The organism is Bacillus sp. CD3-5 (assembly GCF_006349665.1).
Taxonomy (GTDB): Bacteria; Bacillota; Bacilli; order Bacillales; family Bacillaceae_G; genus Bacillus_A; species Bacillus_A paranthracis.
In genome coordinates this window covers 1-19,812 of record NZ_VEPX01000006.1, presented here as the reverse complement: position 1 = coordinate 19,812, position 19,812 = coordinate 1, and the positions used below count along the sequence as shown (strand labels likewise).

General features: G+C 36.2%; 25 protein-coding genes and 1 riboswitch. Of the genes, 13 read left to right on the top strand and 12 right to left on the bottom strand.

The features are described 5' to 3' along the window. Window positions 1–16: 16 nt before the first annotated feature. The 5 genes from ribH to FH036_RS13360 form a co-directional block, all read right to left on the bottom strand. The gene (gene ribH / locus FH036_RS13380) at window positions 17–478 is read right to left on the bottom strand and encodes a 6,7-dimethyl-8-ribityllumazine synthase (protein ID WP_000230900.1); all 462 of its coding nucleotides are present in this window, start codon (window positions 476–478) and stop codon (window positions 17–19) included. 18 nt (window positions 479–496) lie between these two features. After that, the gene (gene ribBA / locus FH036_RS13375; RefSeq protein ID WP_139895868.1) at window positions 497–1,690 is read right to left on the bottom strand and encodes a bifunctional 3,4-dihydroxy-2-butanone 4-phosphate synthase/GTP cyclohydrolase II; all 1,194 of its coding nucleotides are present in this window, start codon (window positions 1,688–1,690) and stop codon (window positions 497–499) included. Window positions 1,691–1,702: 12 nt separating this feature from the next. Then, window positions 1,703–2,347, bottom strand: coding sequence for a riboflavin synthase (gene ribE, locus FH036_RS13370; RefSeq protein ID WP_139895867.1), 645 nt, complete (start codon window positions 2,345–2,347; stop codon window positions 1,703–1,705). Continuing rightward, complete coding sequence (ribD, locus tag FH036_RS13365; RefSeq protein WP_139895866.1) at window positions 2,329–3,441, bottom strand: bifunctional diaminohydroxyphosphoribosylaminopyrimidine deaminase/5-amino-6-(5-phosphoribosylamino)uracil reductase RibD; 1,113 nt, start codon at window positions 3,439–3,441, stop codon at window positions 2,329–2,331. The genes ribE and ribD overlap by 19 nt, the downstream gene beginning before the upstream one ends. 309 nt (window positions 3,442–3,750) lie before the next feature. Then, window positions 3,751–3,894, bottom strand: a riboswitch (FMN riboswitch). Window positions 3,895–4,083: 189 nt separating this feature from the next. After that, a complete protein-coding gene (locus FH036_RS13360; RefSeq protein WP_001151582.1) occupies window positions 4,084–4,290 on the bottom strand; it encodes a CDGSH iron-sulfur domain-containing protein in 207 nt (68 codons plus the stop codon). A 139-nt stretch (window positions 4,291–4,429) separates the two neighbouring features. Between FH036_RS13360 and FH036_RS13355 the strand changes: the two genes are divergently transcribed. Beyond that, complete coding sequence (locus FH036_RS13355) at window positions 4,430–4,675, top strand: YqkC family protein (RefSeq protein WP_000360809.1); 246 nt, start codon at window positions 4,430–4,432, stop codon at window positions 4,673–4,675. 10 nt (window positions 4,676–4,685) lie between these two features. On the opposite strand, the gene FH036_RS13350 is transcribed toward FH036_RS13355, so the two are convergent. Continuing rightward, entirely contained in the window at window positions 4,686–5,609 is a 924-nt protein-coding gene (locus FH036_RS13350; protein WP_000819218.1) for an alpha/beta hydrolase, read from the bottom strand. Window positions 5,610–5,690: 81 nt separating this feature from the next. On the opposite strand from FH036_RS13350, the gene FH036_RS13345 reads away from it, so the two are divergent. Together FH036_RS13345 and FH036_RS13340 are read left to right on the top strand one after the other, a co-directional pair. After that, complete coding sequence (locus FH036_RS13345; protein ID WP_139895865.1) at window positions 5,691–6,170, top strand: GNAT family N-acetyltransferase; 480 nt, start codon at window positions 5,691–5,693, stop codon at window positions 6,168–6,170. 102 nt (window positions 6,171–6,272) lie between these two features. Continuing rightward, entirely contained in the window at window positions 6,273–7,136 is an 864-nt protein-coding gene (locus FH036_RS13340; protein WP_139895864.1) for a LacI family DNA-binding transcriptional regulator, read from the top strand. 23 nt (window positions 7,137–7,159) lie between these two features. On the opposite strand, the gene FH036_RS13335 is transcribed toward FH036_RS13340, so the two are convergent. Both FH036_RS13335 and FH036_RS13330 read right to left on the bottom strand, forming a co-directional pair. Then, the gene (locus tag FH036_RS13335) at window positions 7,160–8,479 is read right to left on the bottom strand and encodes a Na+/H+ antiporter family protein (protein WP_000994774.1); all 1,320 of its coding nucleotides are present in this window, start codon (window positions 8,477–8,479) and stop codon (window positions 7,160–7,162) included. A gap of 131 nt (window positions 8,480–8,610) precedes the next feature. Beyond that, complete coding sequence (locus FH036_RS13330; RefSeq protein WP_139895863.1) at window positions 8,611–9,609, bottom strand: alpha/beta fold hydrolase; 999 nt, start codon at window positions 9,607–9,609, stop codon at window positions 8,611–8,613. A gap of 121 nt (window positions 9,610–9,730) precedes the next feature. On the opposite strand from FH036_RS13330, the gene FH036_RS13325 reads away from it, so the two are divergent. After that, complete coding sequence (locus FH036_RS13325; RefSeq protein WP_000151910.1) at window positions 9,731–10,207, top strand: ribbon-helix-helix domain-containing protein; 477 nt, start codon at window positions 9,731–9,733, stop codon at window positions 10,205–10,207. Between the two features lie 123 nt (window positions 10,208–10,330). Here the strand turns inward: FH036_RS13325 and FH036_RS13320 are convergent, their stop codons facing one another. After that, entirely contained in the window at window positions 10,331–11,920 is a 1,590-nt protein-coding gene (locus tag FH036_RS13320; RefSeq protein ID WP_139895862.1) for a bifunctional metallophosphatase/5'-nucleotidase, read from the bottom strand. A gap of 201 nt (window positions 11,921–12,121) precedes the next feature. Between FH036_RS13320 and FH036_RS13315 the strand changes: the two genes are divergently transcribed. From FH036_RS13315 to FH036_RS13305, 3 genes are all read left to right on the top strand, one after another. Continuing rightward, window positions 12,122–12,385 (top strand): YqkE family protein, encoded by a 264-nt coding sequence (locus FH036_RS13315; protein WP_000727551.1) that lies wholly within the window; start codon window positions 12,122–12,124, stop codon window positions 12,383–12,385. A 68-nt stretch (window positions 12,386–12,453) separates the two neighbouring features. Further along, complete coding sequence (locus tag FH036_RS13310; RefSeq protein ID WP_139895861.1) at window positions 12,454–12,969, top strand: GrpB family protein; 516 nt, start codon at window positions 12,454–12,456, stop codon at window positions 12,967–12,969. Window positions 12,970–13,106: 137 nt separating this feature from the next. Then, window positions 13,107–13,934, top strand: a complete 828-nt coding sequence (locus FH036_RS13305; RefSeq protein WP_139895860.1) for an aldo/keto reductase — start codon at window positions 13,107–13,109, stop codon at window positions 13,932–13,934. 29 nt (window positions 13,935–13,963) lie between these two features. On the opposite strand, the gene FH036_RS13300 is transcribed toward FH036_RS13305, so the two are convergent. Together FH036_RS13300 and mciZ are read right to left on the bottom strand one after the other, a co-directional pair. Next, entirely contained in the window at window positions 13,964–14,878 is a 915-nt protein-coding gene (locus FH036_RS13300; protein WP_139895859.1) for an aldo/keto reductase, read from the bottom strand. A 65-nt stretch (window positions 14,879–14,943) separates the two neighbouring features. After that, window positions 14,944–15,072, bottom strand: coding sequence for a Z-ring formation inhibitor MciZ (mciZ, locus tag FH036_RS13295; protein WP_000870299.1), 129 nt, complete (start codon window positions 15,070–15,072; stop codon window positions 14,944–14,946). 74 nt (window positions 15,073–15,146) lie between these two features. Between mciZ and FH036_RS13290 the strand changes: the two genes are divergently transcribed. After that, window positions 15,147–15,686 carry an NUDIX hydrolase gene (locus FH036_RS13290; RefSeq protein ID WP_000067038.1) on the top strand — a complete coding sequence of 180 codons (540 nt, stop codon included), beginning with the start codon at window positions 15,147–15,149 and terminating at the stop codon, window positions 15,684–15,686. A gap of 23 nt (window positions 15,687–15,709) precedes the next feature. Here FH036_RS13290 and FH036_RS13285 read toward each other — a convergent pair whose 3' ends face one another. Continuing rightward, the gene (locus tag FH036_RS13285; protein WP_000803491.1) at window positions 15,710–16,261 is read right to left on the bottom strand and encodes a GNAT family N-acetyltransferase; all 552 of its coding nucleotides are present in this window, start codon (window positions 16,259–16,261) and stop codon (window positions 15,710–15,712) included. Window positions 16,262–16,416: 155 nt separating this feature from the next. On the opposite strand from FH036_RS13285, the gene spoIIM reads away from it, so the two are divergent. The 5 genes from spoIIM (at window position 16,417) to FH036_RS13260 (ending at window position 19,714) form a co-directional block, all read left to right on the top strand. Beyond that, the gene (spoIIM, locus tag FH036_RS13280; protein WP_223290733.1) at window positions 16,417–17,034 is read left to right on the top strand and encodes a stage II sporulation protein M; all 618 of its coding nucleotides are present in this window, start codon (window positions 16,417–16,419) and stop codon (window positions 17,032–17,034) included. Between the two features lie 106 nt (window positions 17,035–17,140). After that, window positions 17,141–17,596, top strand: coding sequence for a ferric iron uptake transcriptional regulator (fur, locus tag FH036_RS13275; protein ID WP_000392655.1), 456 nt, complete (start codon window positions 17,141–17,143; stop codon window positions 17,594–17,596). Window positions 17,597–17,699: 103 nt separating this feature from the next. Continuing rightward, the gene (locus tag FH036_RS13270; RefSeq protein ID WP_001250432.1) at window positions 17,700–17,930 is read left to right on the top strand and encodes a YqzK family protein; all 231 of its coding nucleotides are present in this window, start codon (window positions 17,700–17,702) and stop codon (window positions 17,928–17,930) included. Window positions 17,931–17,936: 6 nt separating this feature from the next. Beyond that, complete coding sequence (xerD, locus tag FH036_RS13265; protein ID WP_000390084.1) at window positions 17,937–18,827, top strand: site-specific tyrosine recombinase XerD; 891 nt, start codon at window positions 17,937–17,939, stop codon at window positions 18,825–18,827. Window positions 18,828–18,970: 143 nt separating this feature from the next. Beyond that, window positions 18,971–19,714, top strand: a complete 744-nt coding sequence (locus FH036_RS13260; protein ID WP_001993299.1) for a FixH family protein — start codon at window positions 18,971–18,973, stop codon at window positions 19,712–19,714. The last annotated feature ends 98 nt before the right edge of the window (window positions 19,715–19,812 follow it).

Here is a 19,812-nt window from a genome sequence, read left to right as displayed (position 1 = left end):
CCGCAGCCTCTTTTTATTATGCCCATTGTTTTGATAAGTGAGCCATTTCAATTGCAGCAACGGCGGATTCATAACCTTTATTACCAGCTTTCGTGCCCGCGCGTTCAATCGCTTGCTCGATCGTTTCAGTCGTCAATACACCGAAAATAACGGGGATGTCTGTTTGTAGTGATAAAGATGCAACACCTTTTGCTACTTCATTACAAACGTAATCGTAATGTGTTGTAGCACCACGAATGACAGTGCCTAACGTAATAACAGCATCATATTTCCCGCTATTCGCCATCTTTTTAGCGATTAAAGGAATTTCGAATGCGCCAGGCACCCAAGCAACATCAATATCAGTTTCTTCTACACCGTGACGCTTTAATCCGTCTAAAGCTCCGCCAAGTAACTTACTTGTAATAAATTCATTAAAACGTCCAACAACAACCCCAACTTTTAATCCTGTACCAACTAAATGACCTTCGAATACCATAATAAATCTCTCCTTTAATTATAAATTTAGTAAATGTCCTAATTTGTTTACTTTCGTTTGTAAATACGTTTTATTTTCTTCTTTTGTTGGCATTTGTAACGGTACACGCTCGATTACTTCTAAATCGTAACCTTGTAAGCCAGCAATTTTTCGTGGATTATTCGTTAATAATCGTAAATGTTGTAAACCTAAATCTTTCAAAATTTGAGCACCGATACCATAATCACGCAAATCCGCTGGGAATCCAAGCTTTTCATTTGCTTCTACAGTATCGAACCCTTCTTCTTGTAACTTATAAGCGCGAAGCTTATTTAGAAGCCCAATACCTCGTCCTTCTTGTCTCATATAAAGAAGAACGCCTTTTCCTTCACGCTCAATTTGAGCAAGGGCAGCATGGAGTTGTGGTCCGCAATCACAGCGGCACGAGCCAAATACATCTCCTGTTAAGCACTCTGAATGAACGCGTACAAGTACAGGCTCTCCTGTTGAAATATCACCTTTTACGAGTGCGATATGCTCTTTCGAGTCTAATGAATTAGAATAGCCAATTGCATGGAAAGTACCGAAATCTGTAGGTAATGTAATTTCCACTTCTCGCGTCACTAATGTTTCATGGTGGCGGCGATAAGCAATTAAATCTTCTATTGTAATCATTTTTATATCAAATTGTTTTGCACACTGTAGTAAATCAGGTACGCGTGCCATCGTACCGTCCTCATTAATAATTTCGCAAATGACGCCAGCTGGTTCCGCTCCGCAAAGCTGTGCTAAATCGACAGCAGCTTCTGTATGACCAGCACGGCGCAGGACACCGCCTTCTTTCGCAATTAATGGAAAGATATGTCCCGGACGATTGAAATCAGCACCTTTTGATGCAGGATTTAACAATTCTTTTATTGTAGTTGCACGTTCGTGGGCACTAATCCCAGTTGTTGTAGAAACATGATCAATGCTCACTGTAAATGCAGTATGATGCGAATCTGTATTATGAGCTACCATTGGTTCTAATTGTAGACGTTCTGCGTACTCTTCCGTAATTGGTACACAAACGAGGCCACGCCCATGTGTAATCATAAAGTTAATTGTTTCTGGCGTAATATACTCTGCTAAAGCGATAAAGTCGCCTTCATTTTCGCGGTTTTCATCATCACATACGATAACGACTTTTCCTTGTTTTAAATCTTCTAGAGCTTCTTCAATACGATGAAACATCATGCTTCCCCCTTATAGAAATCCGTTTTCTTGTAAAAAGCTTTCGGTCATTGAATTTGTTCGTTTTACAGGTTTAGAAATAAAGCGTTCAATATATTTACCAATCATGTCGCACTCAATGTTTACGATGTCACCGGCGTTCTTTTCTCCGATAACAGATTCGCTTACTGTGTGCGGGATGAGTGAAATGGTAATGGAAGATTCGTCTATATCAAATATTGTTAAACTCGTTCCATCAACAGCAACGGATCCTTTATGCAAACAATAGCGTAATAATTCATCAGCAATAGTTATTTTGTAATAGACGGCATTATAGTGTTGTTTTTTGCTTAAAATCGTCCCAATGCCATCAATATGCCCTGAAACGAAATGTCCACCAAATCGTCCGTTTGCCGCCATTGCACGTTCTAAATTTACTTTACATTGCGGTTTAAGCATGCGAAGTGATGTTGATTGCATCGTTTCAGGCATTGCGTCTACTGTGAATGAAGTTGTTGTGAAACTCGTTACAGTTAAGCAAATACCGTTCACCGCGATACTATCACCTAAGTGAACATCTGATAAAATTGTATTTGCATGGATTGTTAACTTCATCGCTTCTCCGCTTTGTTGCATGTTTGCAATCGTTCCTAATTCTTCTACAATTCCTGTAAACATTCCGTCACCTCACTTTGGGCATGAGCAACAATCTTTATATCGTCGCCAATTTGTTTCATCTCTTGAATTTTCAAGGAAAGTGCATCTTGTAATGTTGAAAAACCATTGCCGCCAAATAAAGTAGGGGCATCTTTCCCGCCAATTAATTTTGGGCTTATATAAGTTACAATTTCATTGAAATTGTTTGTTTGTAAGAACCTTGCATGAACTGTTTGCCCACCCTCAACGAAAAGAGATAGGATTTGTTTTTCGCCGAGTAAATCTAAAATATCTTGTATTTCAATTTGCTTCGTTTTCATTTGGAATATCACTATATTTTCAGATTCATAAGAAGCTATTTTCTCTTTATTTACATCCTTACCAACAAAAATCCATGTCGGTGCTAAACCATCTGTTATGACATGAGAAGATGGTGGCGTTCGTAAATGAGTATCTAAAATAACGCGTATAGGATGTTTACCCCCGTTAGGAATTCTTGTTGTTAAATGCGGATTATCAGCTATAACTGTATTCACTCCAACGAGAATAGCATCATGTGTATGGCGGTATTGGTGAACATCAGCTCGTGCTTCTTCACCTGTAATCCACTTACTTTCACCAGTAACGGTTGCTGTTTTTCCGTCTAAGCTCATCGCTGTTTTTATTGTTACAAATGGACGTTTCGTTTTCATGTAGTGAAAAAAGTAGCGATTTAATAAAACTGCTTCTGCTTCCAGAACACCGGTAGTTACTTCGATGCCAGCTTCCTCTAATTTTCTTTTTCCGTTACCAGAAACGAGCGGATTGCAATCAAGAGCAGCAATTACAACCCGTTTGACTTCTTTTTTGATGAGCAATTCACAGCAAGGTGGTGTTTTTCCAAAATGGCTACATGGTTCAAGTGTTACATACACGGTAGCTCCTTTTGCTTTGTCACCAGCCATATGAAGAGCATGAACTTCTGCGTGTTCTTCACCAGCACGTAAATGAGCTCCCATACCGACGATGTTTCCGTCTTTTACAACAACAGCACCAACCATAGGATTTGGACTTGTTTGCCCAGATGTTCCTTCTGCTAACTGCAGGGCAATCCTCATATATTCTTGATCTGTCATTCTTTTCACCTCTCCTGAAAAAATCAAAAAACCTCAAGGACTTAATATCCTTGAGGTTTGGGAGACGTGATTTCTAGAAATATAGTTCGAATACGAAAGTATAGGAAAGAAACCTAACGATGATTGATATTTTTGCATAAGGAAAAAACCTAGCAAAATATCAAATTTTTCAAGCGCTAGTCGTCTCTTTTTATTCCAGTATAGAAAGAAAAGTATACAAAATAAAACATATATATAGATTTGAATTGAATCTATAAAAATATGCATACTGAAATAAAAGTGTATTCGCTATATAAAATTACTAGAAAACATATCCTTCTCCCATCCAGACTATACTGTCGGCCCTAGAGTTTCACTAGATCCACCGTTTTCGAGTTGAAAACGGGTCACGGACTTAGAAGTTTGCACCTCATCACCGCCGGTTGGGAATTTCACCCGACCCCGAAGGATGTTGTTTGCTCAAATTATAGCACAAAAAAGAAAAAAGGCTAGTGAAAAATATTCGAATGTGAAGAATTGTGTGAAAATACAGGCGGTCTGGCATGGAGACAAAAGTATGAAAAATGTTGTAAGGAGAAGGGATGTAACGGAGTTGTAAAAAAGAAAAACATGCACAAAAAAATGTGCATGTCACATGTGAAATTATTCTGCCTCTGGTGCTCTAACAACAGATTCGAATTTACCTTTATGCGAAGCATCGCAATAAGGCATATTTTTTGATAAACCACAACGGCATAAAGAAAATGCCGGTTTTGCTGGGAATACATTCCCTTGTGAATCAACTAATTCCACGTCCCCTGTAACGCGAAAAGAGCCATTATCATTTACTTTAATTTGTACTTTAGCCAACGCTATCCCTCCTTCCCAAACGCTTAATTTCATCATATAATCAAGAGAAGTACTTGACAATATGAAAAGAGCACTTTCTTTGGAAGAGAAGAGAGTGTTATAATGTTTTTTATAACTGACTAGAGTAAGGTGACGAAAGATGGATAAACAATTACGTACATTACGAAATATTGCAAATGAGCGCACGTGGGCATCATTTTTGAATGATAATCATCCATATAGTTTGTTACACTGGTCCATTGCTGGTGTAGGACAAGAGTCAAAGGATGTTTGGTTACTGCAAGATGAGGTAACATTTCAAACGACAGAATTTCCAACGTTAGATGATGCAATAAAGTGGATTTCTGAAAATATGGAACAAGTTACAGACGTTTTAGCGCAATAAAAAAACAGGCTTATGCAAGCCTGTTTTTTGTTTCTTTTACATATGAGTTTAAAAATTGATCAATGGCTGCTTCATACTCTTCTTTATTTTCGTTATAAGAGCAAGCGTGTGCGCCGTGTTCTGCAATATAAAGTTGTTTATTATTCTCTTTTGCTTCATATAACGCTTTTGTCATATCAGCTAAAATATAATCGTCATCTTTACTATGAATAAAGAGAACGGGATTGTTAATGTTTTTTATACAATCGATTGGTGAAACTTCGCGAATCGTATAACCGTCACGCACTTTTAAGAAAGCATTTGCTAAAGGTAATAAAGGCCATTTCGGTAAATGGAATTCAACCTTTAAACGGTGCTGTAATTGTCCGTAGAAATCAGAGAAAGGACAATCTGCAATATAGAAGTCAGCACCATCTTCTACAAGTCCTGCGTACTGAAGAAGTGTTGCAGCGCCCATCGATTCACCATGAATACCGAGTGTTATATTTGTTCCAAAACGATCTTTTAGCCAGTCAACTACAGATTTTAAATCATGCTTTTCATAGTATCCATAGCTTGTTGTTTTTCCGCCAGTTTTACCATGACGACGATGATCATAAATAACGACATTATATCCTCTGTTTAAAAATAACCTTGCATATTTTACAGAGTTCATTTTATTTACAGTTACGCCGTGACAGAAAATCATAAACTTATTGGAATGACCAGCAGGAATGTAATATCCGTGAAGATCATATCCGAATTGCGAAGGAATATGAATTTCTTCTTTATGAAGAGCTTCAAAATCCTCTATACGAAAATGTTTTTTCGTTTCTCTTTCGAGTATTTCCTCCTCTGTTTTTTTCTTTAAGTACATCACCTTATTTGTAAAGAAAATCCCAAGGGCAGTTATCGCACCTAGTATAGTAAACAATGCTGCAAAAAAACGTTTCATACTTTACCTCATCCTCCAAATACCGTTACATGTGATACACTTATATTGTATCACAAGGATAGAAAAGGGGAGAAATAGGAAATGGTGCATATACAAAAAATTACGCCAGCGATGAAAGAAACAATTCGAATGTTCATGTGTGAGAACTGGGGGAGTTCATTGATGGTTTCACGTGGTAAGGGACATCAGTTAGAAGAGTTGCCAGGATTTGTTGCACTCTCAGAAGACAGAATAATCGGAATTGTAACGTATGAATTGATCAGAAATATGTGCGAAATTGTATCGTTAGATAGCTTTGAAGAAAGAAAAGGAATAGGGACAAAACTTGTGGATTGTGTATTACGAGTTGCAGAAGAAGAACGGTGCAGGAAGGTTTGGCTTATAACAACAAATGATAATATAAATGCGTTACGTTTTTACCAAAAACGTAATTTTTTGATGACGAATTTATATGTAAATGCGGTGGAAGAGGCACGAAAAATAAAGAAAGAAATTCCGCGCATTGGGTATGATAATATCCCGATTTTACATGAAATTCAATTAGAATATAGTTTAGTGTAATGATGTAACAATTTTCAGAAATATAAATTATTAACCTTGACGAATATTGTAATTTAGGTTACCGTAAAATTGTAATCTATTACCATATTAAGGGGTGACGATGTGGCAACTATACGTGATGTTGCAAAATTGGCAGGTGTTTCAGTCGCAACCGTTTCACGAGTTATAAATGAAAAAGGATACGTTCATGAGGACACAGTAAAACAAGTAAAGGAAGCAATTGAGGAATTACGTTATAGGCCAAATAGTGTAGCAAAGCCACTATTTAAAGAGAATTCAACGATAATTGCATTACTTGTAGATAATCTATATGACCCATCAAACATCACTTTGCTACATTGTATTGAGGAAATAGCGTATAAAGAAGGATATCAAATTATTGTTTGTAATATAGAGAATAAAGATAGATACATACATATGTTGAAGGAAAATAACGTTGCAGGTGTTATTTTGACAAGATCCGTTTTTAAAAGTATAGGAGAAATCCCACTTCCGTTTGTTGTGATTGATGAAGAAAAATCTCATGCAAATTATTATGAAAGTGGCCAAAGAGCGGTCTCTTTATTAAAAGAAAAAGATTGTCACTTTCTTGCTTATTTCGGTGAGGGCGAAGATAGTGAAGAAATGGAAGAGTACATATCAGGATTTTTAGACGCTGTTTGGGAGGAAGGAATCTCTTATCGAGAAGAATGTGTACAAGGGTATACGAATAAACAGTTTGTTACATTATTGCAAACTTATCCGTATATAGATGGAATTGTAACTTCAAGTGATAAGATTACCTTTGAGTTAATTCGAGCAGCAAAAAAATTAAATATCCGTATACCGGATAAATTGAAAATTATTGGACTGAACGGGAGTATAGACAGTGAGTGGGCAGGTCCGTCATTTATGCAAATGGAAAGTTGTATCGAAGAAAATGGGAAAATAGCATTGCAACAATTAAAGGGAAAAATAAAAAAGTAAAAGGTGCGTATAAAACGCACCTTTTATAATGTAATTGCGGCAATAAAGCCGAATATAAGTAACGGTATATTGTAATGTAAAAAAGTTGGTACACACGTATCCCATATATGATGGTGTTGACCATCAGCATTTAAACCGGATGTTGGTCCAAGTGTACTATCTGATGCTGGAGATCCTGCGTCTCCTAGCGCTCCGGCTGTACCGATAATTGCAATGGTGGCCATTGGACTAAATCCAAGCTGAATACAGAGAGGTACAAAAATTGTTGTTAAAATAGGGATGGTTGAAAAAGATGATCCAATCCCCATCGTAACGAGCAGTCCAATTACAAGCATAAGAAATGCAGCGAGTGGTTTGTTATTCCCAATTATATGTGCACTCGTTTGTACAAGAGATTCAACATGTCCTGTTTTTCGAAGAACAGCTCCGAACCCAGCGGCAGAAATCATAACAAATCCGATAAAGGACATCATACGCATTCCGCTTGTTAAAATTGCATCAGCTTCTTTAAGAGGTAGACTACCACTAACTGATAAAACGATAATCCCCGCTAGAGCGCCGAAAATCATTGATTCTGTTGCTAATTGAACAGTTAATGTAGCTAAGATAGATACTAGCCCGAAAGTAATGCTTCGTTTTGTATAGGGAACGATTTCATTTTCAGTAGTATGAATTTGTTCTGTTTCATACGTACGAGGTTTTCGGTATGTAATAAATACTGCCACACATAATCCGATAATCATACCGATTGCTGGAATGGTCATTGCTTTTGGAATAAGTGCGACATCAAATGTAAGACCGCTTTGCGCAGCATTTGTTTGTAATACGTCATGATAAATTTTTCCGAATCCTGCTGGAATCCACATATAAGGAGTAATCAATCCGAATGTAATAATACATGTAACAAGTCTGCGATCCACTTTCAGCTCATTTAATACTTTTAAAAGTGCTGGGATTAAGATGGGGATGAAAGCGATGTGAACAGGAATCACATTTTGTGAGAAACAAGCCATCGTTAAAATGATAAATAGAATAAGTATTTTAGAGTAAACTTGTTTTTTCGTGTCTTGTTCATTGCCAATCCACTTTAATGCAGTTTGAATCATAGCATCTGGAAGTCCGGTTTTGGAAAGAGAAATAGCGAAACCACCAAGCATTGCATAACTTAAAGCGATTGGAGCACTGTTTCCAAGACCAGTTGTAAAAGTGTTAATCGTTTCTGAAATACCGAGTCCACCGATAAGTCCGCCTGTTAAAGCTCCAACAATGATGGCGACAATGACCTGGACACGTAACAAACTAAGCAATAGCATAACTGCTACTGCAATGAGTACAGCATTCATAATAAATGTAATCTCCCCAAAATTTTATTGTGTTAAGGCAAGGAAATATGAATCACCTTGCTAGATTTATACATAGTTGCGACATATTATTATAAAATGTTTTTTATGAAATGTAAAAGAGCCTTTTATTACTAATGGTGAAAAGCTAGCTCTTGTTTAATGGATTGTAAAGAACGAGCGAATAATTCTGGCTCTTCTAAATCGGGAGAATGTGCTGAATTTGGGAACCAAATCATCTTTTTTATCGGTGCTTCTATTACATCACAATATTCCTGAACGAGTGCATAAGGAGTTTGATAATCATAGCGACCAGAACAAAAATAAACTGGAGTAGATAAACTCGTAATAGAAGAAAAGAAATCGACTGTCAACATTTCTTCCCATAAAACGCCAGATTTTAAATTTCCTGCGAGAAACTTGAACCAATCTAATAGTGTATATTCGGGAGAAAAGAAGCCTTTTCGTATGAAAGAAAAGGAAGATCCGTTTTGGATTGCACCTCCGAATGTGCCAAGCCATTTTCTTTGAATAATAAGGCGTCTCGTATCTAAAAATGGCGGTTTTCCTAATTTTAAAAGGGACGCTAATGCTTTTTTATGATTATATTTTTTTGCAGAACGAATTAAATGCTGATATAGTAATTCCTCGTTTTGTTTCATATGTACAATTTGCCCAATACCGATATAAGCCTCGATATATTGTGGATAATAGTGTGCTATGTTAAGCCCGATAATACTTCCCCAAGAATGACCAGCGAGAAATAGTTTCTGTTTATTGAATTTTTTAAGTACATATTGAATCACTTCTTTTGCATCGGAAATGAATTGTTCGATTGTAAAATTTGCTCCGAAATCTTTCATTGAAAAGGATTTACCTGCCCCGCGCTGATCCCAATTAATTACGATGAAGTGTTTCTCCAATTCTTTTTGAAAATGACGAATAAATCCGATTTGTGCCATGCCTGGTCCACCGTGACAGCATAATAAAATAGGCTGCTCTACGTTTTGCCCGCGCATAAGGAGAGTTTGTTTTCGGTTGTTAATCATAACGCTTTCCATCGTAGCGATACTATTAGGAATGAGTTTTTTATTTTCATTATAGAACTGCGGGGTATTGCTACGAAAAAGCATATTGAAAACCTCCTTTTCTAAAATCGTATGAATCGCACAGGCTATTCGTTTTGCATATACTGTTAGAAAATCATTGTAACATACCATACTAGTGTCATTTCAATATGGGAGGAGGGAAATTGTGACGATTGGAGAAATTATCGATTGTTTAAATAGGCGTGAATCCATCGCTATTATAGCAAAACGTCTTGAAATAAGCCCGTATACATTATCGAAGAAATTAAGATTGATTGGATACGAATATGATGGAGAACAGAAAAAGCGTATTTTTGTAGGAGATGGAGAAGAACCGCGTCACTTACAACTCCAAGAAGCGACAGCCCTTCAATATGCGAAAACGGATTATCAACTATTAATTTATGAACAATTACAAAGTATTTATGAGTTATTAAGAAAGAAAGAAGAAGTAATTGCGCCCATGATGAATATAAGTACAGAAAAAAAGAAACGTACCTTTTCTATTAATAAAGAAATATTAGCAAAACTAGACGTTATATCAGAATCGAAAGGAATTCAAAAATCTAAACTTGTAGAAGAGGCGTTACAACAATTTTTACAACAATATGATTTTAACAACACATCACATATTGATAAATAAAGAAAAGGATACTATGTTCATTGTAAGAACGAGTATCCTTTTTAGGTTTCACATATATGACGGATAAAAGGTTTATGTGTATCTTTTACGATGAAAAATTAAGATTGTTTATTATGAGTGTACTTAATTTGTTTTTTGAATTCTACCATCGATAATTGGCTGAATAGGTTCTTTTAATTGTTTTACGTAATCGACTAGCGCTTCAAAGTCGTTTGGACCAGTCTCTGGATTTTTACCATTTTTAAATGATACAAATCCATCACCGCCAGAAGCTAAAAAGGCATTTGCCACTACGCTATACGTTTTAGATGGAGATAATTCTTCACCGTTTGTTAAACGTATATTTGTAACTTTTTGACCGTTTGGTTTATTTGCATCCCACGTATATTGAATACCTGAAATTTGAAGCATTCTCGTCGTTCCTTTTTGCCATTGTTGATTTAAAATGTCGCGAATATCTTGACCTGTTAAATCTACTTTAATTAATTGGTTTCCAAAAGGCTGAATGCCGTATAATTCGCCCCATGTAATATCGCCAGCATCTAAGTCATTACGAATGCCGCCCGGATTCATAAGTGCGATTTGAGTTTGCATCGTTTGGCGCTGGGCATCGGCAACTAAATTTCCAAGAGTGGACTCACCAGCATCATTTTGTTTACGGTCGATAGGTGCTGTAGATTTTCCGACAACTTCATTTACAAGCGGTGCAATTTTTTCTTTATATTGATCTAGTTTTTTCTTTACTTGTTTATCAGGTTCTACACCTTCATGGTATGTTGTAACAACTTCAGCTTTTTTCTTTACAATATCTTTTGTTTTACGATCAATTGTTACATCTACATCTGAGAAAGCCATTCCGTAAGAGTTCGCTTGGACGATTAGTTTATTATTTACAGTACCATTTACATACGTGTGACTATGCCCACCAAAAATAACATCAACTTCCGGATCTGTTTCATTTGCAATTCGAGTAAGGTCTCCATTTGTCACACCAGACTCATCTGTTGTTCCACCGACATGAGCAAGGACGACAATGGATTTAACGCCAAGACGCTTTAATTGCTGCGTTGATTTATTAATTGCTTCTACTTCGTCAGTGATTTCTACATTTTTAAGCATAGTAGGCATCACGACATTTGGTGTATCAGTTGTAACTACGCCAATGAATCCTACAGGCACACCATTTACCATTTTTACAGTAAATGGCGGTAAAAATAAGCGGCCAGTGGATTTATTATAGAAGTTTGCAGCGACATAAGGGAAATTTGCACCTTTGAAATTCCCTGTTTTTTCGTGATAGCCACCGTAAATGAGACGTTTCATTTCATCAATACTTTCATCAAATTCGTGGTTTCCGATTGTACCAACATCAAATTTTAAGTCATTTAAAAATTCAATCGTTGGTTCGTCTTGTAACAATGCTGAAACTGGTGGACTAGCTCCGACAATATCGCCAGCGTGTACGAGAAGTGTATTCGGGTTTTGCTTTTTACGTTCTTTTAAATAAGTAGCTAAGTAATCAGCGCCACCAGCTTCTTTGTTATTAATTTTTTTAACAGTATCTAGTTGTCCATGGAAATCATTAATACCAAGCATTTGTACGTCTATGTAGCGGTTTTGTTCAGCTGGAGTCTGGGATGGGGGAGCAGCAAATACGGTTGAAAAAGTAATGGTGCTTAAAACGGCAACAGCAGGAATGATTTTTTTCCACATAATCTAATTCTCCTTTTTTTATAATCTGACATCATACGACATAATTTTAATAGATTCATAGGATTATATCTAGACAAAAAAATGGTTTTTTCGAAAAATTAACATATTTACAAAAAGTGAATAATAGAGTAACGCTCCTTTTTTGTTGTCGATTTCATGGTGTATCTACTATAATGGAGAAAAAAGTAAAAGGTGAGCAGCATGAAGAAAAAGAAACAAAGACAAATGCAAAGACAATCGCAAATGAATCAACCAAAGAAAGAATCGCTTACATTAGGTGATCAATTAAACGATTCACTCATGCAGCAATTAAAAAATAAGAAGAAAGAGTTGCAAGTGAGAGAAGAGAAAAAAGAGGCAGCAGAACTGGAAAGAAAGCGTCAAGAACAAAAAGAACGTGAAAAGAATAAATCATTTGAAGAACTGTTAAGTGAAAGTAACCTTACTTGGAAAGACTTTAAATAATAACGAAAATGATCAGTGAATAACGCTGATCATTTTTTTGACGAGCTTGTAAGAAAAGGGGAGTTAGAATGAGAAAAATTGTAGTTGTTCCGCATGAAAATCATTGGGGTGAAAAATTTCAAATGGAGGCTGAAAGATTAAAAGCGGCGATGCCAGAAAAGGTGAAGGTCCATCATATTGGAAGTACGTCGGTGCCAGGACTGGCAGCGAAACCAATTATAGATATGATTATGGAAGTAGAGAGTATCGACAGAGTAGATAGGTGGAATGAACGTTTTGAAGAGCTTGGCTATATCGTAAAAGGGGAGAATGGTATTTCAAGACGCCGTTATTTTATTCATGGAACGGAGGAAAAACGCTCGTATCACTTACATGTGTTTGAAAAAGGAAACCCTGAGATAGTAAGGCATTTAGCATTTCGTGATTATATGATGGCTCATTGTGAAGAAGCTGAGGCATATGCAACTTTAAAGAAAGAATTAGCTGAAAAGTATACATATGATGGTGAGTTATATTCGGAAGGGAAAACTGAGTTTGTACGTAATGTTGATGAAAAAGCGAAGAAATGGATGGAAAATAAGTGAATGAATGAGTTCGCATTATTTTAGAAAGTATATAAGTTTATTATGTAAACTGTACATATGTTTTGACTTTTTGGTTGAATCTTGTTCAAATAAAGTGGTGGCTTATAAAAAAATGTAATGATGAAAGGGAGACGACTGTGCACATTCCAACAACTACACTTCATAATGGCGTAAAAATGCCGATGATTGGTTTAGGCGTTTATAAAGCGAAAGAAGGCGACGAAGTAAAACAAGCAGTAAAAACAGCGTTAGAAGTTGGATACCGTTCGATTGATACAGCAACTGTATATGAAAATGAAAGCGGTGTCGGAGAAGCAGTTCGTGAATCAGGGATTCCGAGAGAAGACATCTTTATTACAACAAAAGTTTGGAACGATGATCAAGGATACGAGGAAACACTTGAGGCGTTTGAGAAAAGCTTAAAAAAATTACAAATGGACTATGTAGATTTATATTTAATACATTGGCCAATAAGAGGGAAGTATGTTGATACGTACCGAGCATTAGAAAAACTGTATGAAGAAGGTAAAGTGCGCGCGATTGGTGTTTCTAACTTCCATAAACATCATTTAGAACTGCTATTACCAAATTGCAAAGTAAAGCCGATGGTAAACCAAGTGGAACTTCATCCCATGTTAACACAATTTGAATTGCGTAATTTCTGTCAAGGTGAGCAAATTCAAATGGAAGCATGGAGTCCATTAATGAGGGGCGGAGAAGTATTTCAGCACCCGATTATTCAGGCCATTGCTACTAAATATGAAAAAACACCTGCGCAAGTTATATTAAGGTGGGATATTCAAAGCGGGATTGTGACGATTCCTAAGTCTGTTACACCATCTCGCATTCAGGAGAATTTTTCTATCTTTGATTTTTCATTAACAGAAGAAGAGATGACTCAAATTAATACGTTAAATCGTAATTTACATGTAGGAACGAATCCTGATAAATATGATACGTTATAAAAAGACGCTACCAGTATGGTAGCGTCTTTTTATCGGTGTAATGCGTACGTATTACATTTCACAATTTGCTGAAGCTGTGTATATTCTGCTGTTGTTAACTGTGTTTGTTTACTAGCTTGTGCATTTTCTCGTAATTGCCCAATAGAGCTTGCACCAGGTATAACAGCTGCAACAGTTTCGTTATGTAAGCAATATTGAATAGCTGTTCCAGTTAAGGAGTTTTCTCCAATTATTTCTTTTACATTCGCAAGCGTCGCATATAATTCATCGTAAGAATAAGAAAGGTAATCTTTTTCTTTTACTCTTTCTATCTTTCTTGTATTGTTATCAGTTAATATTCCTTTCGCAAGTGGTCCGCGAGCAATGACGCTAATTTGATGTTCATTAAGAAGCTGGAACCATTCTTCAGGGCGACGATTCAAAAGGCTATATTCCATTAGAACACTAACGATATTTGAACGCTGTGCATATTCACGGATGACATTTGGACGTATAGAAGAAATACCGTAATGGCGTATGATACCTTCTTTTTTCAATTCTTCAAAGGCTTCAATTACTTCATCTACAGGATCTTCAATCGTCCCGCCGTGAAGTTGATAAAGATCAATATAATCAGTTTGAAGTCTACGTAAACTTTCTTTCACTTCAGCCTTTATGTAATTTTTAGAAGGATCCCAAGACCAGCCGTTTTTTTCTTCTGTCCATCGATTCCCAACCTTCGTTGTAAGGATAATTTGGTCTCGTTTTCCTTTTAAGGCTTTTCCAACAAATTCTTCGTTTAATCCATAATCATATAAATCCGCTGTATCAAAAAAATTGATTCCTAAATCGATTGCTTCATGAATAATACGCAGGGCTTCTTTTTCAGATGTACCGAGGGACATACAGCCAAGTCCCATTTCTGTCACAAATAAATCTGAGTTTCCTAATTGACGTTTTTTCATAGTTCAACCTCCTTCTCCTTCTCCTTATTCTTATTGTACGCAAGGGAAAAGAGGTTGACAAACGTTTACTTTTTAGTTGCTGTAATCCATTCTTGTACAGTTGTATACTCTTTGCCATATTGTTTTAGCTTATGGCGAATTTGCCATGCTTTTCCGACTAAAGTGACGCGATTTGGTAAAATATAAACTTTCATTTCTATCACGCTCCTTTCAATGTGGTAAAATGTATGAGGAAAGAATAGGAAATAGAACAGGGAGATGAAGTAGTATGAGTAATCTTGCAGAGAGAACAGTAAAAACTGAGCCGATTTTTGATGGTAGAGTTATAAAAGTTCGTGTTGATGATGTAGTATTACCAAATGGAGCAATGAGTAAACGTGAAATTGTAAATCACCCTGGTGCAGTTGCTATTATTGCTATTACTGATGAGGGGAAAATTGTGCTTGTTGAGCAGTATCGTAAAGCGCTTGAAAAGGCGATTATAGAAATTCCAGCTGGCAAGTTAGAGCCAGGTGAAAAACCTGAGGTGACAGCAGTTCGTGAATTAGAAGAGGAAACAGGTTATGTATGTGAAAATATGGAGCTTATTACTTCTTTCTATACATCTCCAGGATTTGCAGATGAAATTTTATATGTATATAAAGCGACAGGTTTGACGAAAAAAGAAAATAAAGCTGCGTTAGATGAAGATGAGTTTGTGGAATTAATGGAAGTATCATTAGAAGAAGCAACTACTCTTATGAAAGATCTTCGTATTCACGATGCGAAGACGATGTTTGCAGTACAATATTTACAACTACAAAAATAAACACTCGCCAAAGGCGAGTGTTTTTAATTAATTTTTGCATATACGCGTGCATCACGTAAGCTACCATCTGGTGCTATGAAATCATTTTCCATTGTACCTTCTAGAATAAATTCTAAACGTTCTGCTAAGTTACATGCATTTGTATTTGTTGCATCAATACGAATTTCAATTCTTCGAGCGCTTAGCTTATCAAAGGCAAATTGAATGGCACCTTTCACAGCTTCGGTCATATAGCCTTGTTTTGTATAAGCGCTATGTAGCCAGAAGTGAAGTGAAAACTTTGGAATATCCCAGTTTTCAGGCTTGAGCGTTATAGCTCCGATGAATGTACCAGATACTTTATCGTATAAGTGAAAATCAAGTGTTTCACGAAGTAAAAACTGTCCGTGAGCGTTACGAACGATTTCTTCAGCACTTTCTTCTGTTTCAGCGTTAATTGGCATCCACGGTACTAAGTCTTCTAGAGAAGCTTGTATTGCTTCATACACTTCTGCACCATCACCTGGAAATGGCTTACGAACCTGTAAGCGTTCAGTTTGAAATAATGTTGGAAAATCTAATAATAATGGTTTCAAGAGAAATCCCTCCTATTCTCTACTTTTTAGTTTAGCAAAGTAGAGCGGAATTTCAATGTTAATTCGTCATACTTTTTTCTTTCTTTCATACATTTTTAGTAAGAGTGTGAACGGAGGGAAGAAAAATGTGGAGAAAAACTTGGCAAGACCGTGTAATGTCTCACATACAGGAAAACTCTTCATTATATATATTTAACGCTGTTTTGTTATTGATGGGAGTAATATTTGGAGCGATTCTTGTAAATAGTTTACAATTAAATCAAAAACAAGATTTATCATTTTATTTGCAACGTTTTTTTGGACAAGTTTCTAAAGGAGAATTTGCTATTGCAGGCGAAATGTTTCGAGAAAGTTACTTTTCACAATTAAAATACATTGGATTTATTTGGATTTTAGGGATTTCAATTATTGGATTGCCACTCATTTTTATTTTATTATTTGCAAAAGGAGTAGTTGTCGGATTTACAGTAGGTTTCTTAGTAAGTCAGCATGGATGGAATGGATTATTATTAGCATTCGTTTCTGTATTGCCACAAAATCTCATTATCATCCCAGTATTTCTCGTTATGACAACAATTGCCGCAAGTTTTTCCTTACGCATGATTAGGCATCAATTTATCCGAAAAATAACTGAGCCGCTATTACCATTATTGATCCGTTATACATGCTTCTTTCTTGTAATTGGAGCGGTGTTAGCTCTTGCTTCAAGTGTAGAGGCTTATGCATCACCAGTTTTAATGAAAGAAGTCGTTGAGGCTATTAATAAACAATAAATACTTTATGAGAATAATTATCAATTTGTTTTTATTGTTTTTCTTTTGACAGAAGCCCTTCTTCTGATATAATGGTGTAAGAGTGGCGAGGAGGGAGTAGTACCGAATGGAAGAAAGAATTGAACGAATTAAGAAGCAATTACATGCAGCGAGCTACAAATTAACACCGCAACGTGAAGCAACAGTTCGTGTGCTGCTAGAAAATGAAGAAGATCATTTAAGCGCAGAAGATGTTTACCTCCTTGTAAAAGAAAAGTCGCCAGAGATCGGATTAGCAACCGTCTATCGAACTTTAGAACTATTATCTGAGTTAAAAGTTGTCGATAAGATTAACTTCGGAGACGGTGTTTCACGCTATGACTTACGCCAAGAAGGTGCGCAGCGTTTCCACCATCATTTGATTTGTACACAATGTGGTGCTGTACAAGAAATACAAGAAGATTTACTTGGTGAAGTGGAAAGGAAAGTAGAACATGACTGGAGCTTTAAGGTGAAGGATCATCGTTTAACATTCCATGGGATTTGTAAAAATTGTCAAGAAAATGAAACGGATGAAAAATAACCTTTTCCTATTTAACTAGGAAGAGGTTTTTTATTTGAATAAGGTATAAATTGGTGAAAGCTTGGCATATGTTGTAATAACTTATATTTTGGAGGAATTTACAATGCGCCGAGCTTTAAAATTAACTTTTGATGGGATAAAAGTATTTTTATTATTTACAAGTTGTACGATTTTGTTTTATTTCGCTATACTATGGATAAATGAAGAATATGAAAGCTATCATCGTTATGAAAAGCCAAAAGAAGAGACTGTAGAAAAAGTATCAGGGAATGAAGAGCCGGCAAAGGATGCTTTCGTAAATAGAATGATGTTTTTCTATGAAAATGGGGAGTAGTGTAGATTGGAAGATCAATTAAAAGATTTTATTCATTATATGGTTGTTGAAAAAGGACTAGCGAAAAATACAGTAGTATCTTATGAACGTGATTTAAAAAGTTATGTAAAGTATTTGCAAAATGTAGAACAAGCGAAAAGCTTTCACGAAGTGACACGCTTGCACATTGTTAACTTTCTGCAGCACTTAAAAGAAAACGGAAAATCTTCGAAAACATTAGCTCGTCATATTGCATCGATTCGTTCGTTTCACCAATTTTTACTTCGTGAACGAGCGGTAGAGCACGATCCATCCGTACATATTGAAACGCCGCAAGGAGAACGGAAATTACCGAAAGTATTGTCAGTTGATGAAGTAGAGGCGTTACTGCAGACACCAAAAATGACGAGCGCTTTTGGGGTTCGTGATAAAGCGATGCTAGAGTTATTGTATGCAACAGGACTTCGTGTTTCGGAATTAATTGCATTAAATTTAGAAGATGTACATTTAACGATGGGATTTGTTCGATGCATAGGGAAAGGGAATAAAGAAAGAATTATTCCACTAGGAAGTTTAGCGACGGAAGCGATTCAAAAGTATATTGAAAAGGGAAGAAGAGAATTGATGGGGAAAAAAGTAGTAGATGCACTCTTTTTAAACCATCATGGCAATCGATTATCAAGACAAGGATTTTGGAAAATTTTAAAACGATTAGCGAAAGAAGCAAATATTGAAAAAGAGCTTACACCTCATACATTGCGTCATTCTTTTGCTACGCATTTATTAGAAAATGGAGCAGACTTACGTGCTGTGCAAGAAATGCTTGGACATGCAGATATTTCGACGACACAAATTTATACGCATGTTTCAAAAACTAGATTAAAAGATGTATATAAACAGTTTCATCCGAGAGCATAGGTACTATGCTCTTTTTTCATAGATTCAAAAGGCTATAGCACTTCACAGAAACTTCACAAACATTTCGTACATTGTTTTCAGCAGAAGACTAGAATATTACAATGTATTTCCTCTATACTAAATAAAGTATGAAGGAGGAAATGATGATGAAAAAACTTATTATGACTTTATTTATCGCGATGCTAGCATTGGCTGGCTGTAATACAAACAAAGAAGAACCGAAAAAAGAACAGAAACTAGAAGCTGTAAAAGTAGCAGTTCAAACAAATCCGAAAGAAATTAAACCTGGTGAAAAAACAGAAGTACAGGCACTTGTTACACAAGGAAAAGAAAAGGTAACAGATGCTGATGATGTAAAGTTTGAAATTTGGAAAGCTGGCGACGAAAAGCACGAGATGCTAGAAGGTAAGCATAAAGGAAAAGGTGTTTATGCTGTAGAGAAAACGTTCGAGACGGATGGCGTATACCATATTATCGCTCACACAAATGCGCGTGAAATGCATGTTATGCCAGAAGTAAAAGTGGCTGTAGGAAATGCGAAAGTAGAAGATGCGAAAAAAGAAAATAGTGATCATGGTGCAGGACATGGCGATCATAAAAGCGATACAATGATTCACCTTATGGCTGGTGACATAAAAGCAAATGCTGAATCAACAATGAAAGTTCATTTAAAACAAAAAGAAGAAGCTTTAACTGGTGCTGAAGTACAACTTGAGATTTGGAAAGATGGTGTGGAAAAACACGAATTCATTCCAGCAAAAGAAGGAAATAAAGGGGAGTATGAAACGAAACATACTTTCAAAGAAAAGGGTTCTTACAAAGTGAAAGTTCATGTTAAAAAAGGCGAATTGCATGAACATAAAGAAGAAACAGTAGAAGTAAAATAAAAAAGTAGCTCTTTAGAGCTATCAGGCTGTGGAGAAAGTCTTTTCCACAGCCTGTTTTTGTGTCTGAACCTCTTTTTATGTGTCAACACTGATAAAAA